Consider the following 13,950-nt stretch of genomic DNA (forward strand, 5'->3'; position numbering starts at 1 on the left):
GAGGCCCCAGACTTAAACAGAACCCCCGCCACTAGTTGAGGAGGTCTGAGTCTCGACTCCGCCACCCGCCCAGTGGCGTTGGACCAGATCCGCGGTGTCGACTCACAGGTGCGTCACGACATCGCAGAACACGTCGACCTCTGGTTCGATCGCAAATCGGACCAAGCCTTCACATGGGTTCAACGCGCCGGCGGCCATGACATCGTTCTCGACGACCTCGACTTGGTGCGTGAACTGCTCACCGATGCAGCCAAGGGTCCTTCGAGCCGCACGCACCCTTGACGAACCGTCTGCGCCACAACCCCCAGCCAAGCCGTTGCACGACACGTTGCACGAGCGGGCGCAAACCGACGCTGACCAGCGACGATGTGAGCGGCTGAAAATCGGAAGGTCGGCGGTTCGACCCCGCCCCTGGCCACCAGATCTACTTCCCAGTAATGGGGTTTGACCTGCGATTACGCAGATGTTGGTTGCACGCGGTCCTAGCGCGCGGAACGCGGCGGTGGCGTCCGCTACGAAATCGGAGTGTTGCCCCGTTTGCCACCCTCCGGCATTGGCCGTGCAGGCCGCTGACCAGCGCAAATGCCGTCGCAACCCTGATCGGGCGGCAGGGCAGTGATTGGGCCACGACCCCATCTCGGCCAAGTTCGTTGCACGGCTCGCTGCACGACGTTTCTACATCGAAGACAATCCGACGTGCCGCTCGGAGTGTTGGGACGACCGGTACCCGTCGAGAGCCGTGAGGGGCCTCCATGAGGCAACAGCTGGCCCCGGGTCCACGCGAGCGCAGGGCCTCATAGGGGGACGAGTGGGCAGGTTCAGTGGTTCAGTGGCTGTCGCGCCCAGTCAAGTGCACCGTGAGGCGGGGGCTCTGCTGCTCCACAGGCATACCGGGCTCGACGGCATCGGCGACGAGCTCGGACCGGGTCGGGGGTGACAAGCCGTCGATGGGCTGGTCTCCGTCGAGGCGGGTCAGGAAGGCGTAGCCCTCGGCGGTGGCGGCGATGACGTTGGCGACCTCGAGCGGCGGCATATCGCCGGCTCGGGCTGCGAGCAGTGCGGGATCGTCACCCGCTACAACGCCCCCCTCGGATCTCCCCACTGGCCGGACTTCGGGACATTCCAGGACACTCACGGCACTCCGAGACTGCGCGTCAGCCGGTCCAGTCTCAGTACAGAGGCTGGGTCGGGATGTTGTAGGGCGTCACGACACTAATCTGCGAGGCGATCGACTCTATGGGCCCGTCAAGGGCTCCATTCGCCTGCATGATCACCTGACAGGCACGACGCATGTCCTGGCGCAGGTCGTGGTGCAGGACCGCGGTGATCCTTCGCGCCTGGATCAGCGCCAGGTTGTCGCGGTCGAGGTCGTGTGCGACGAAGGCCCTGCACTCCCGGTCCACGATCGCAAAGGCCTCCAGGATGGCCCCGTTGCCCCCACCGATGGAGTAGACGGCGGTGATGTCGGGGTGTTCGTGGAGGATGACAACAGTCTCGTCGCGCACCGCGCTGTCGAGCCCGTCCGTGTCGGTGGCCTCGACCAGGCTCCGTCCGGCTGCTCGTTCCCGCATCGTGGTGCGGAAGCCCATCTCTCGCTCCTCCTCACCGCGAAAGGCGCTGCGGCTCAGGGCCATCAGGATCGCGTCATCATTCGCGGTGAGCCAATGCTCGATGAGGTAGGCAGCGGTGGCACCGGCTGCCCGGTTGTCTATACCCACATAGGCGACCCGTTGGCTCAGGGGGATATCGGTGACGAGGGTGACCACCGGAATGCCGGAGTCGTGCAGCCGACTGATTGCCTCGACGATCTCGGGCTCGTCCGGGGCCTTGAGGATGACCCCCATCGAGCCTCGATGACGTATGCCGTCGAGCGCCTTCACGAGCTCGCCGGGACGCGCCGTCTCGCGCAGGTCGAACCTCGACCGGACGACCGCCGGACGGAGCATCGGCAGCTCGTGCTCCAGCGCTGCCTTGACGGCGGCGGAGAACCGGTCGGGAGTCTGCATGACGAGGTCGACGATGAAGGTGCGGCCGCCCAGCCGAAGCTGGCTGCGCTGGCGGTCCAGATCGGCGATCGCCTGAGCGACGTTCGCCGCCGTGCTGGGCCGCACTCCGGGCCGCTCGTTGAGCACGCGGTCGACGGTCGCCTCGCTGAGCCCGGACTGGCGAGCGATCTCTCGGATCGGGTAGGGATGGGGCATGCCGTCATTCTGATGGATTTCTGACGGACATGGCTAGACCTGGAGGCTTCCGCTTGGGTTCGAGGAATACGCGAAGTTGCCTAACGTGACGCTCTATCGCGCCGATCGGACCGTTGCGCCTGATGGCATTTTGATGGGTCTGATTCGTTGACCGACGAGAGTCGTGGCCGTCACGCTGATGGCACCTGACCGGGGCGGTTGTACGAGTGAGCGTCCAGCGGTCTGCCCTCAATGTCGATGGATGGAGTCCAGCGTGAAGCTGTTGATCGGTGGCCAGTGGGCCCAAGCCGTGTCGGGTCGTCGGGAGGACGTGACGTCGCCGTTCGACGGGTCGGTCGTCGGGTCGGTCTCCCTCGCGGGCCGAGAGGATGTCGACGGTGCACTCGCTGCAGCGACGGAGGGCGCCAGGGTGTGGCGACGCACCCCCGCCCATCAGCGGATGCGGATCCTCCTGCAGGCGGCCGCGCTCGCCGACGAGCGGGCCGAGTCCATCGCACAGACCATCAGCGCCGAGGCCGGCAAGGCCATTACCGAGGCTCGCGGTGAGGCATCCCGGTCCGGCGAGCTGATCCGTCTCGCGGCGTTCGAGGGAACCCAGCTCTACGGCGACTCCTTGCCGCTCGACGCGAACCCGGGCACGGGTTTCGACAAGGTCGGCTTCACCGTCCGCCAGCCGGTCGGAGTGGTCGTGGCCATCACGCCCTTCAACTATCCGTCTCTTCTCGTGCTGCACAAGGTCGCGCCGGCGCTGGCGGCCGGAAACGCCGTCGTGCTCAAGCCGGCTCGGACCACGCCGTTGACCGCGCTTGCGCTCGCCGCGTGCTTCGTGGACGCGGGCCTCCCCGAAGGCGTGCTGTCGGTGCTCACCGGTGCCGGCGGTGAGCTCGGCGATGCTCTCGTCAGTGACCCTCGGGTCAACAAGATCTCGTTCACCGGGTCGACCCCGATCGGCACCCGCATCACGCAGATGGCCGGCGTGAAGAAGCTCTCCCTCGAGCTGGGAGCCTCCTGCCCCGTCGTCGTGCTGCCCGATGCGGACATCGATGCTGCGACGGCGGCTGTCGCCCTCGGCGGCTTCGTCAACGCCGGGCAGGTGTGCATCTCCGTGCAGCGCGTCATCACTCACCCGAAGATCGCAGGTGACTTCCTCGATGCCCTGGTCCCACGGGTGCGGCAGATCAGCACCGGTGACCCGGGCTCGACCGAGACGGGCATGGGCACCTTGATCACCGAGCAGGAGGCGGAGCGGGTCGAGCGGTCGATCCGCGCGGCGGTCCGCGACGGTGCCACGCTCCTGACCGGTGGGGAACGGGACGGCGCGGTGATGTCGCCCGCCGTGGTCACGGGAGTCGATCCCGACTCACCCTTCAGTCAGGACGAGCTCTTCGGACCCGCCGTCGCCGTGTCGATCGCCGAGGACTGGCAGTCGGCGATCGCCCAGGCCAACGGCACGGCATACGGACTGGGCGCCGGGATCTTCACCTCCGACGTCTCCGGAGCGGTGCGGGCCATCCGTGAGCTCGACACCGGCACCATCCACATCAACTGGACCCCGCTGTGGCGCGCCGACCTCATGCCGTACGGCGGGCTCAAGGGCAGCGGCATCGGCAAGGAGGGACCGCGTTCGGCGGTCGCCGAGATGACCGATGTGAAGACGGTCATCCTGCACGGGCGTCCCTGGTAGCGCAGCACCCCTCCCCCGTCCCCCTTCGTCCCACCGATGAGAAAGAACCCGGACATGCCTTCTGCCGCCACGATCCGACTGACCGCTGCGCAAGCCGTGGTGACCTACCTCTCCCGGCAGTACTCCGTCGCCGATGGTGAGCGGCGCCGGCTCATTCCAGCCACCCTGGGCATCTTCGGCCACGGCAACGTTGCCGGTCTGGGCCAGGCCCTGGACCAGCTGAGCGAGACGATGCCCTTCATCCAGGGCCGGAACGAGCAGGCCCTCGTCCACGCAGCCGTCGGGTTCGCCAAGCACTCCCGCCGACGGGCGACGCTGGCCGTGACCGCGTCGATCGGTCCAGGCGCGATGAACATGGTCACCGGCGCCGCGCTGGCCACCATCAACCGCTTGCCCGTACTGCTCCTGCCGGGTGACACCTACGCCACCCGCCACCAGGGACCGGTCCTGCAGCAGCTCCAGCACCCCGTCGACGCCGACCTGACCGTCAACGACGCCTTCCGGCCGGTCAGCCGGTTCTTCGACCGGATCACCCGACCCGAGCAGCTGCTGACGGCGCTGCCAGCGGCGATGCGGACCCTCGTCGACCCCGTCGAGACCGGCGCAGTCGTGCTGTCCCTGCCCCAGGACGTGCAGTCGCACGCCTACGACTTCCCCGCCGAGTTCTTCGGCGAACGCGACTGGGTGATCCGTCGTCCCGCCCCCGACACCGACGAGATCGAAGCCGTCGCAGCGCTGCTCGCTTCGGCGAAGAAGCCGATCATCATCGCTGGGGGCGGCGTGATCTACTCGGACGCCACCGAAGAGCTCGAAGCGCTCGCAGCCGCAGTCGGGGCACCCGTCGCCGAGACCTTCGGCGGCAAGGGGGCCGTGCAGACCGCTGCGTGGTGGCAGGTCGGCGGCATCGGACTCGAAGGCACCCCGGCCACCAACAGGCTGGCCAACGAGGCCGACGTGGTGCTGACGGTCGGGTCGCGGCTCACCGACTTCGCCACCGGCTCGCACTCGATCTTCGCCAACCCCGCCGTGCGGTTCGCCAGCATCAACGTCAACGTCCACGACGCAGACCGGCTGGGCGCCATCGGTGTCATCGGCGACGCCAAGCGCAGCCTCGCTGCCCTCACCCGGGCGATCACCGAGCGCGACGTGCACCCCGAGTCGTCGTGGAGGAACCGGGTGGAGGAGCTCCTCGACGCCTGGGCGATCGAGCGCTCGGATGCGCTTGACCCGGACCAGCTCTTCGACAAGTCCGCGGTCGCACCCGACTCCGATGTCGTCACCACGACCGACGCGGTCCTGACGCAGGGTCAGGTCATCGGCGTCCTGCAGGAGCACGCCCGCGCGGGCGACGTCATCGTCGCCGCGGCCGGCGGTCCGCCCGGTGACCTTCAGAAGGTGTGGGACGCCACGGGAGAGCGCACCTGCCACCTCGAGTTCGGCTTCTCCTGCATGGGATTCGAGATCCCGGCGGCGATGGGGATCCGGATGGCGCACCCCGATCCGTCGGCCCGCGTCACCGCCTTCCTCGGCGACGGGACCTTCCTCATGGCACCGACCGAGCTGGTCACCGCAGCCCAGGAGGGCCTTCCCATCACCGTGGTGATCCCGGAGAACCACGGCTACCAGGTGATCCACCGGTTGCAGATGTTCCGCAACGGACGCGAGTTCGGCAACGAGTTCCGCTACCGCACCGAGCCGCTCGAGCTCGCCGACGCCACGGAGGTGGACAAGGCTGCGCGTCTGAGCGGTGACTACCTGTCCGTCGACCTGGTGCAGATCGGGGCCGGCCTCGGCGCCAGGGCGATGCGCGCCGGAACCGCCGACGAGCTGCGTGGGGCGCTGGACGACAGCCGTGGACATCCGGGCACCGTCGTCATCGTCGTGCCGGTGATCCCACACGCGGACCTGCCGCCGGCCGGGGTCTGGTGGGACGTGGCCCCGGCAGAGGTCTCCGAGGTCACCACGGTGCCCGCGCTGCGCGCCGAGTACGAGCAGGACCGCCAAACCCAGCGGTGGTTCGGGTGACCCTCGTCGACTCCGGCCCGCTCAACAACGGCGCGCTAGCCCAGGCAGTACGCAGCGGGGAATCCACCCTGGGCACCTTCGTGGGCACCGCCTCCGCGGTCGTGGCCGAGGTCTGCGCCGCGGCTGGTTTCGACTGGCTGCTGCTCGACCTCGAGCACGGCGCCGGCGGTGAGGAGCAGGTCCGCGACGTCGTCCCGGTGGCCGGCGCCTACGGCGTGCCCACCGTGGTCCGGGTCGAGTCCGACGCCCGAATCCGGATGGGCCGCGTGCTCGACAACGGTGCCGCTGGGATCATGCTGCCTCGGATGGAGAACGCAGGTCAGGTCAGGGAGGCCCTGATCCACCTGAGGTTCCCGCCGCAGGGGGACCGTGGGGTGGCGACGTACAACCGTGCCTGCCGGTTCGGGCTCGATCCCGGCGCCCTGGACCGGGCAGACGACGAGATCCTCGTCGTCGTCCAGATCGAGTCCGCTGCAGCGGTGGCGGCCGCGGATGAGATCGCCGCCATCGACGGCGTCGACGTCCTCTTCATCGGGCCTCGCGACCTCAGCCACGACCTCGGCGTCCCCGGCGACACCAGCGCACCGGCCTTCGTCGAGGCCCTCGAGACGGTCCTGGCGGCCGGCCAACGACACGGGAAGGCCTGCGGCCTCCTCGTCAATGACGGGCTCGCCGCAGCCCAACGCCTCGGACAGGGCTGGACCTTTGTGGCGATCGGTTCGGACTCCACGCTTCTCGCCGCTGCGTCCCGATCGGCCCTGCACCAGGCCCGGGAGCGCGAGCACGCCTGAGACGACGTGTCAGGTCCCGGATCTCTCCGCGGTTCCCACCACCCCTCTCGACCTCTATCCAGAAAGCGACATCGTCATGGTTGGACACATCAACGACAAAGGCGTCACCGAGCTCGGTGTGGGCTTGATCAGCGTCGGCTGGATGGGCAAGCTGCACAGCCGCGCCTACCAGGCCATCCCCCTCGTCTACCCCGAGCTCGACTTGCGGCCCCGGCTGGTGCACGCTGCCGACACTGCTCCCGACCGGGTCGACTACGCCCGTGAGGTCCTGGGCTACGCCAGAGGCAGCACCGACTACCGGGACGTGCTCGCCGACCCTGAGGTCGACGTCGTCTCGATCTGCGCGCCGAACCTGCTGCACCGGGAGATCGGCATCGCCGCAGCCGAGGCCGGCAAGCCGTTCTGGATCGAGAAGCCCGTCGGTCGCGACGCGGTCGACACGGCCGCGGTCGCCGCAGCCGCGCAGGTGGCGGGCGTCACGACCTCCATCGGCTACAACTACCGCCACGCCCCCGCGGTGGAACGCATCCGCGAGCTGATCGCGAAGGGCGAGCTGGGCCGCATCACCAACGTCCGTGCGGTCTTCTTCAACGGCTATGCCTCCGAGCCGAACGGTGCCCTGTCGTGGCGGTTCAAGCGGGACCTCGCCGGAAGCGGCGCGCTCGGGGACCTGCTCAGCCACGTCGTCGACCTGATGCAGTACGTCATCGGCCCGATCACCGACGTCAGCGGACTGCTCTCCACGGTGCACCGGCAGCGCCCCATCCTGCCCATGGGACAGGCCACCCACTTCGCCGTGATAGAGGACGGCGAGCTCGGTGAGGTGGAGAACGACGACTACGCAGCCGCTCTCGTCAGGTTCTCCGCCGACTCACCCGGCGCCGGCGCAGTCGGCACCCTGGAGGCGTCCCGCGTGATCGTCGGGCCACAGTGTGGACTCGCGTTCGAGGTCTACGGCACCGAGGGCTCCGCGTCCTGGAACTTCGAGCAGATGAACGAGCTCAAGCTGGCGCTGGGCCGCACCGGGCCCAACCAAGGCTACACCACCATCCTGGGCAACGCGTCCCAGGGCGAGTACGCGGCATTCCAGCCAGGGCCGGGCAACAGCCTGGGCTACGACGACCTGAAGGTGGTCGAGGCCAAGAAGTTCCTGGTCGCCGTCACCGGCGGCGAGCAGCACAACTCCACCATCCAGGAGGCGCTCGCTGACGCCGAGGTCATCGCTGCCGCGGCAGCCTCAGCGGTCGACGGGCAGTGGCACCGGGTCCGGCCCGTGCCGGGAGCCACCTTCGGCCACCACGGGCAGGCGGCAGTCAGCCGTGTCTGAGCTCGCCGAGCTGCCCGTCGTCGTGGGCCTCGGTCCGGTCGACCCCGACCTGGTGAGTCCGGTCCTGGGCGGCTCCTGCCGCTTCGTCCCGGAGCCGACCGAGGCAGACCTGGCGCTCGCGCTGGGAGCGATCGCCCGCGCCGATGCCGTGGTGAACCGTGAGTTCCTCGACCGCGCACCACGGCTGAGAGTCGTGGCGCGGACCGGCGTGGGTGTCGAGCGGGTTGACCTTGCCGCCGCGACGTCCAGGGGCATCGCCGTGGTCGTCACCCCCGGCGCGGGCACCACCGCCGTCGCCGAGGGCGCCATCGCCATGGCCCTGCATCTGGTGAAGCGCTTCGGCCCGCTCACCTCGCTGGTGAGATCCGGCCGCTGGGCGGCGCGTGGCAGCATCCCCGTCGGTGATCTCGCCGGCTCGGTGCTCGGTGTCATCGGCTACGGCCGCATCGGGCAGCGTGCTGGGCTCCTCGGCGCCGCGTTCGGCATGGAGGTCCTGGCCTACGACCCCGTCAGCGAGCCACCGGTCGAGGTCCGCTGCGCGGACCTGCGAGACCTGGTGAGCCGCAGCGATGTGATCACCCTGCACCTCCCCCTGCTCGAGTCCACCCGTCACCTGGTCGGGTCCGAGCTGCTGTGTCACGTCAGACCGGGCGCGGTCCTGGTCAACTGTGGCCGGGGCGGGCTCATCGACCTCGACGCGGTGTATGCGGCGTTGCAGGATGGTCGACTCAGCGGGGTGGGGCTCGACGTCTTCGATCCAGAGCCTCCGAAGCACCACCCGCTCTTCGACCACGCCGACGTCGTGCTCACCCCCCACCTGATGGGTTTGAGCCGGCGGGCCACCGCAGCCACCTTCGTCGACGCCGCCCAGGGGGTCCTCGATGTGCTCACGGGTCAGGTCCCTGCAGCGGTGGCCAACCCCGGCTGGGAGCAGGCCACCGGCCCGACTACCACCGCCCTGGAGGCGACATGAAGGACCTACTCTCGGAGAAGGTGCTGTTGATCAGCGGCGGCACGCAGGGTCTCGGCGCGGGCATTGCCCGGGCCGCCGCCCGCGAAGGCGCCAGGCTCGTCGTGGCGGGCCGCAACACCGAGCGCGGCGAGGGGGTTGCTGCCGAGCTGCGGGGCACCGGCGCCGACGCCGTCTTCGTCCGGGCCGACATCGCCGACGTGCCCCAGGCGCGGGCCGCCGTCGCCGCGACCATCGAGCGGCACGGCCGCATCGACTGCCTGGTCAACGCGGCCGGACTGACCACCCGTGGCACCATGCTCGACACCACGACGGCGCTGTTCGACCAGCACGTTGCCGTCAACCTGCGAGCCCCCTTCTTCCTCATGCAGGCGGCGATCGCCGACATGGTCCTGCGGGGCGAACCGGGCACCATCGTCAACGTCATCTCCATCGACTCCCACGGCGGGCAGGCCTTCCTCGCGCCGTACGTCGCAGCCAAGGCAGGGCTGGCCGGGCTGACGAAGAACGCCGCCCACGCCCACCGTTGGGACCGCATCCGGATCAACGGCCTCAACATGGGGTGGTCGGCCACCGACGGCGAGGACGTCACCCAACGGCATACGCACGATGCCGGCCCGGACTGGCACCAGGAAGCCGCTGCGCGACTGCCGATGGGCAAGCTCGGGCAGGTCGACGAGATCGCGGACTTCGTCGTCTTCCTGCTCTCCGATCGCAGTGGCGTGGTCACCGGCTCGGTCATCGACTGGGACCAGAACGTCATCGGTGGGCTCGGCTGACCCACCGCTTCATCTTCATCCCACCCGACTCGTATCGAGGAGAGAACCATGCGCCTTGGCCTGATCGGTCTGGGCAGAATCGGCTCATTTCATGCCGACACCCTGTCCCAGCTCCCTGCCGTCGAATCCCTGGTCGTCACGGATGCTGTCCCGGCAGTCACCCGGGCCGTCGCGGATCGGGTCGGCGCTCACACGGCCGACTCTCCCGAGAGCCTCATCGCCAGCGGGGTCGACGCCATCGTCATCGCCGCGGCCACCAACGCCCACACGCAGCTGATCAGGGCCGGGGTCGAGGCAGGAATCCCCGTGTTCTGCGAGAAGCCGCTGTCCGGCGACCTGGCCGAGGCCATGGCGATCGCCCGGTATGTCAACGAGAGTGGGATCCCGGTGCAGGTCGGCTATCCCCGCCGCTTCGACCCGGCTTTCGCCTCGGCCCGTGCGGCGGTGGAGTCCGGTGAGCTCGGCTGGGTCCACACGGTCCGCTCCACGACCTTGGACCCGGCCCCCGCCCCTCGGGCATATATCGAGACCTCGGGCGGGATCTTCAGGGACTGCAGCGTGCACGACTTCGACACCGTCAGGTGGGTCACCGGCCGCGAGGTCGTCGAGGTCTACGCCACGGGCAGTGCCAAGGGTGACGACTTCTTCGCCGAGTTCGGCGATGTCGCCACCGCCGCCACGGTGCTCACCTTCGACGACGGCGCCACCGCGGTGGTGTCGAACTCCTGCTACAACCTCCGCGGCTACGACGTCCGACTGGAGCTGCACGGCACGGCCGACAGCGTCGCCGCCGGGTGGAGCGACACCACTCCCCTGCGCAACCTCGAGCCCGGCGTCGCGTGGCCGGCTGGCTCGCCGGCCACCTTCTTCATGGACCGGCTCGCCAGTGCCTTCCACGCGGAGCTGCACGCCTTCACCCAAGTCGTCGCCCGACAACGGAAGTCACCGTGCACCGTCGACGATGCCCTGGCCGTCGCCTTCATCGCGGAGGCCGCCACCCTGTCCCTGCAAGCGCACCGTCCGGTGCAGATCGACGAGGTTCGACCGTCATGACTGGTCCCACAGTGCACCCAGCCTCTCCCACGACGACCGCCGCCCGGCACCGGATCGCCGGGGCACCCATCTCCTGGGGAGTCTGCGAGGTCCCGAACTGGGGCTTCCAGCTCACCCCAGAGCGGGTGCTCGCCGAGATGCAGGACGTCGGGATCTCCGCGACCGAGCTCGGCCCCGACGGGTTCCTCCCGGCGGATCCGCAGCAGATGGCCGAGGTGCTCGAGAGACACCATCTGACCGCCGTCGGCGGCTTCACCCCCGTCCTGATGCACCAAGCCGGACTCGACCCGCTCCCCGAGATCGGCCGCATTCTCACGGCGTACGACGCCACCCACGCTGAGGTACTGGTGCTCTCAGCGGTGTCAGGGCTGGACGGCTACGACACCAGGCCGATCCTCGACGAAGCCGGGTGGACCCGACTGCTCGACAACCTCGACCGCATCGCGCACCTGGCGTCCGAACACGGTGTGCGCGCCGTGCTCCACCCACACGTGGGGACCATGGTCGAGTCCGGTCCCGAGGTTCAGCGGGTCCTGGAAGGCTCCTCCATCGCCCTCTGCCTCGACACCGGGCACCTGCTGATCGGGGGGACTGACCCGGCAGAGCTGACCCGCCAGTCGCCCGACCGCATCGCCCACACCCACCTCAAGGACGTGGACAGCACGATCGCGGACAAGGTCCGGGCCGGTCGACTCACCTACACCGAAGGCGTCGTCCAAGGGATGTACCGCCCGTTGGGCACCGGTGACGTCGACGTAGCAGCCATCGTGAACACGTTGCAGGGCAACGGCTACACGGGCTGGTACACCCTGGAACAGGACACCATCCTCACCGAGGAGCCTCGCGGCGAGGGACCGGTGCATAACGTGCGCATCAGCGCCGACCACGTTCGCGGCCTGCTGGCCATCTCGTCGGCTCCGAAGCCAGGGTGAGTGACGGTGAGTGAGATGGAACCACTGAGATTGGGCATCCTCGGGGCCGCCCGCATCACCGAACTGGCCATAGTCAAGCCAGCGCGGATCACCGGCACCCGACTGGTCGCCGTAGCTGCACGGGACTTCGCACGCGCAGCTGCCTTCGCCGCGGCGCACGGAATCGAGAAAGTGCACCAGTCCTACCTCGACGTCATCAACGACCCCGACGTGGAGGCGGTCTACAACCCGTTGGCCAACAGCCTCCACGCACCCTGGAACAAGGCCGCGCTGGCCGCGGGGAAGCATGTCTTCACCGAGAAGCCATCGGCCAACAACGCGGCCGAGGCCGAGGACGTCGCAGCTCAGGTGCGAAGAGCCGATCGTCAGTTCTTCGAGGGGTTCCACTACCTCTGGCACCCGCTCGTCGCGCGACTGCACGCCATCCTCGCGAGCGGTGAGCTCGGTGAGCTGCGCCACGTCGAGACCGTGATGGACATGCCGGCGCCCGCTGCCAGCGACCCGCGATGGTCTCTGGTGCTCGGCGGCGGTGCGCTCATGGACCTCGGCTGCTACAGCCTGCACTCAATGCGGGTTCTGGCTCCGTTCGTGGGCGGCGAGCCCGAGCTGGTCAGCGCCACCGGCGGCGAACGGTCGGGCCACCCGGGTGTCGACGAGTGGCTGACCGCCACGCTCCGGTTCCCGAACGGTGTCACCGGCACCGCCGGCTGCAACATGGCGAGCGACCACCACCAGATGAGTCATCGCCTGGTCGGCACCGCCGGTGAAGCGGTCATCAAGGACTTCGTCAACCCGCACAACGACGACCGGCTCGTCGTCACGACCAGCAAAGGGACGCGCACCGAGCACCTCGGCACACGCTCGTCCTACACGTACCAGCTCGAGGCCTTCACCACGGCGATCCGCACTGGCGTGCCCGCCCGCACAGACGCGGCCGACGCCGTCAGGACGATGCGCCTGATCGACCAGTGCTACAAGGCAATCGGCCTGCAACCGCGGCCCACCCCCCTCGACTCCGAAAGTGACCAGAGATGACAGCTGCGGCCGACGAACTGCTCGCCACCTGCTGGACCACGGCAGGAGATGCCGCCTCCGACCGGCCGGACCTGCGCAGTCCGCTCCCCCTGCGCGAACGGATCGAGGCCGCGTCGGCGGCTGGCTTCCGGGGCTTCGGCCTGCTGTCCGACGACCTTCCCGCGGCCGTGGCGGCATACGGCCTCAGTGGGATTCGAGCGATGCTCGCCGACAACGGGATGGTCCACCTCGAGCTCGAAGGGATCCCCTACTGGTGGGACGACGGAGCCCATCGACAGGCGTCGGATCGCGTCCGGCACAACTTGCTCGAGGCGGCGGAGTCCCTCGGCGCGCGGCACATCAAGGTCACCCCGGACGGGGACAGCGGCCCCTGGGACCGTGGCCTCTGGGCCGCCCGGTTCGCTGAGCTGGCGACTCAGGCGCAGGCTGTGGGTGCCCGGCTCGGGATCGAGTTCTTCCCCTGGTCCAACATCAGGTCCCTGCACGACGGACTGCAGCTCGTCGAGGACGCCGACCACGATGCCGGCGGTGTCATCATCGACGCCTGGCACATCTTCCGCGCACACACACCCCCGTCCGATCTTGCGACCGTGCCGCTGCGCCGCATCATCGGGGTCGAGCTGAACGACGCCGCCGAGCAGGTGATCGGAACGCTCTTCGAGGACACGGTCCACCGACGGCGCTACTGCGGCGAGGGCACGTTCGAGCTGACCGCCATGATCGCGGCACTGCGGACCGCGGGGTGGAACGGGCCATGGGGCGTCGAGATCCTGTCCGACGAGCACCGCTCCCTACCGGTCGCGGAGGCAGTGGCCCAGGCCGCTGCGAGCTCCCTGAGCGTGCTGGACAGCGGCACGTGAGTGGCCCGGACGACAGCGCCGCCGAGCCGGACGTGGATGACCGCGAGCCAGGACAGGCCCCGCTGAGACAGGCCGGGCCGCCTGACCGTCGAAGGACTGACCGGAGCAGGCTGCGCTCCCCGTGCCGGGAAGTGCCGTCGGCGGGCAGCCATGGAGACTGGACCTTGCCACGCCGGCCGAGGTGCCCGGACGGACGCCGTGCTTCGCTGTCCTCTAGTACAACATGCGCACTCGACCATGGCCGCGGCTCCCACCCACGGGCAGACGACCGACACTCCGTGCCGGACGCGGGC

At 69.1% G+C, this 13,950-nt stretch carries 13 protein-coding genes; 11 read left to right on the top strand and 2 right to left on the bottom strand.

Annotated features, from left to right (window positions below):
• Positions 1-108 precede the first annotated feature (108 nt).
• Positions 109-282: a hypothetical protein gene (locus tag L0H79_RS07505; protein WP_301483972.1), complete on the top strand. Its 174-nt coding sequence runs from the start codon at positions 109-111 to the stop codon at positions 280-282.
• Positions 283-826: 544 nt separating this feature from the next.
• Here L0H79_RS07505 and L0H79_RS07510 read toward each other — a convergent pair.
• Entirely contained in the window at positions 827-1,033 is a 207-nt protein-coding gene (locus L0H79_RS07510; protein WP_301483973.1) for a hypothetical protein, read from the bottom strand.
• A gap of 136 nt (positions 1,034-1,169) precedes the next feature.
• Positions 1,170-2,201, bottom strand: a complete 1,032-nt coding sequence (locus L0H79_RS07515) for a LacI family DNA-binding transcriptional regulator (RefSeq protein ID WP_301483974.1) — start codon at positions 2,199-2,201, stop codon at positions 1,170-1,172.
• 253 nt (positions 2,202-2,454) lie between these two features.
• On the opposite strand from L0H79_RS07515, the gene L0H79_RS07520 reads away from it, so the two are divergent.
• The 10 genes from L0H79_RS07520 (at position 2,455) to L0H79_RS07565 (ending at position 13,657) form a co-directional block, all read left to right on the top strand.
• A complete protein-coding gene (locus L0H79_RS07520; RefSeq protein WP_301483975.1) occupies positions 2,455-3,885 on the top strand; it encodes an aldehyde dehydrogenase family protein in 1,431 nt (476 codons plus the stop codon).
• A gap of 54 nt (positions 3,886-3,939) precedes the next feature.
• Positions 3,940-5,910: a 3D-(3,5/4)-trihydroxycyclohexane-1,2-dione acylhydrolase (decyclizing) gene (gene iolD, locus L0H79_RS07525; RefSeq protein ID WP_301483976.1), complete on the top strand. Its 1,971-nt coding sequence runs from the start codon at positions 3,940-3,942 to the stop codon at positions 5,908-5,910.
• Complete coding sequence (locus L0H79_RS07530; protein WP_301483977.1) at positions 5,907-6,701, top strand: HpcH/HpaI aldolase/citrate lyase family protein; 795 nt, start codon at positions 5,907-5,909, stop codon at positions 6,699-6,701. The genes iolD and L0H79_RS07530 overlap by 4 nt, the downstream gene beginning before the upstream one ends.
• A 76-nt stretch (positions 6,702-6,777) precedes the next feature.
• Complete coding sequence (locus tag L0H79_RS07535; RefSeq protein ID WP_301483978.1) at positions 6,778-8,028, top strand: Gfo/Idh/MocA family protein; 1,251 nt, start codon at positions 6,778-6,780, stop codon at positions 8,026-8,028.
• Positions 8,021-9,001 (top strand): NAD(P)-dependent oxidoreductase, encoded by a 981-nt coding sequence (locus L0H79_RS07540; protein WP_301483980.1) that lies wholly within the window; start codon positions 8,021-8,023, stop codon positions 8,999-9,001. Before L0H79_RS07535 ends, L0H79_RS07540 begins: the two co-directional genes overlap by 8 nt.
• On the top strand, positions 8,998-9,777 hold the full coding sequence (locus L0H79_RS07545) for an SDR family oxidoreductase (protein ID WP_301483981.1): 780 nt from the start codon (positions 8,998-9,000) through the stop codon (positions 9,775-9,777). Before L0H79_RS07540 ends, L0H79_RS07545 begins: the two co-directional genes overlap by 4 nt.
• A 48-nt stretch (positions 9,778-9,825) precedes the next feature.
• On the top strand, positions 9,826-10,830 hold the full coding sequence (locus L0H79_RS07550) for a Gfo/Idh/MocA family oxidoreductase (protein ID WP_301483982.1): 1,005 nt from the start codon (positions 9,826-9,828) through the stop codon (positions 10,828-10,830).
• Positions 10,827-11,762 carry a sugar phosphate isomerase/epimerase gene (locus L0H79_RS07555; RefSeq protein WP_301483983.1) on the top strand — a complete coding sequence of 312 codons (936 nt, stop codon included), beginning with the start codon at positions 10,827-10,829 and terminating at the stop codon, positions 11,760-11,762. The genes L0H79_RS07550 and L0H79_RS07555 overlap by 4 nt, the downstream gene beginning before the upstream one ends.
• 15 nt (positions 11,763-11,777) lie before the next feature.
• Positions 11,778-12,797 (top strand): Gfo/Idh/MocA family protein, encoded by a 1,020-nt coding sequence (locus L0H79_RS07560; protein ID WP_301483984.1) that lies wholly within the window; start codon positions 11,778-11,780, stop codon positions 12,795-12,797.
• The gene (locus L0H79_RS07565; RefSeq protein ID WP_301483985.1) at positions 12,794-13,657 is read left to right on the top strand and encodes a sugar phosphate isomerase/epimerase; all 864 of its coding nucleotides are present in this window, start codon (positions 12,794-12,796) and stop codon (positions 13,655-13,657) included. Before L0H79_RS07560 ends, L0H79_RS07565 begins: the two co-directional genes overlap by 4 nt.
• Positions 13,658-13,950: the final 293 nt, after the last annotated feature.

It is taken from the genome of Intrasporangium sp., from assembly GCF_030452765.1.
Classification (GTDB): domain Bacteria; phylum Actinomycetota; class Actinomycetes; order Actinomycetales; family Dermatophilaceae; genus Intrasporangium_A.

Excerpts from the sequence above, each read along its gene's own strand:
- L0H79_RS07510 (WP_301483973.1), bottom strand. The coding sequence starts at position 1,033 with ATGCCGCCGCTCGAGGTCGCCAACGTCATCGCCGCCACCGCCGAGGGC.
- L0H79_RS07515 (WP_301483974.1), bottom strand. The coding sequence starts at position 2,201 with ATGCCCCATCCCTACCCGATCCGAGAGATCGCTCGCCAGTCCGGGCTC.
- iolD (WP_301483976.1), top strand. The coding sequence starts at position 3,940 with ATGCCTTCTGCCGCCACGATCCGACTGACCGCTGCGCAAGCCGTGGTG.
- L0H79_RS07535 (WP_301483978.1), top strand. The coding sequence starts at position 6,778 with ATGGTTGGACACATCAACGACAAAGGCGTCACCGAGCTCGGTGTGGGC.
- L0H79_RS07545 (WP_301483981.1), top strand. The coding sequence starts at position 8,998 with ATGAAGGACCTACTCTCGGAGAAGGTGCTGTTGATCAGCGGCGGCACG.
- L0H79_RS07550 (WP_301483982.1), top strand. The coding sequence starts at position 9,826 with ATGCGCCTTGGCCTGATCGGTCTGGGCAGAATCGGCTCATTTCATGCC.
- L0H79_RS07555 (WP_301483983.1), top strand. The coding sequence starts at position 10,827 with ATGACTGGTCCCACAGTGCACCCAGCCTCTCCCACGACGACCGCCGCC.
- L0H79_RS07560 (WP_301483984.1), top strand. The coding sequence starts at position 11,778 with ATGGAACCACTGAGATTGGGCATCCTCGGGGCCGCCCGCATCACCGAA.
- L0H79_RS07565 (WP_301483985.1), top strand. The coding sequence starts at position 12,794 with ATGACAGCTGCGGCCGACGAACTGCTCGCCACCTGCTGGACCACGGCA.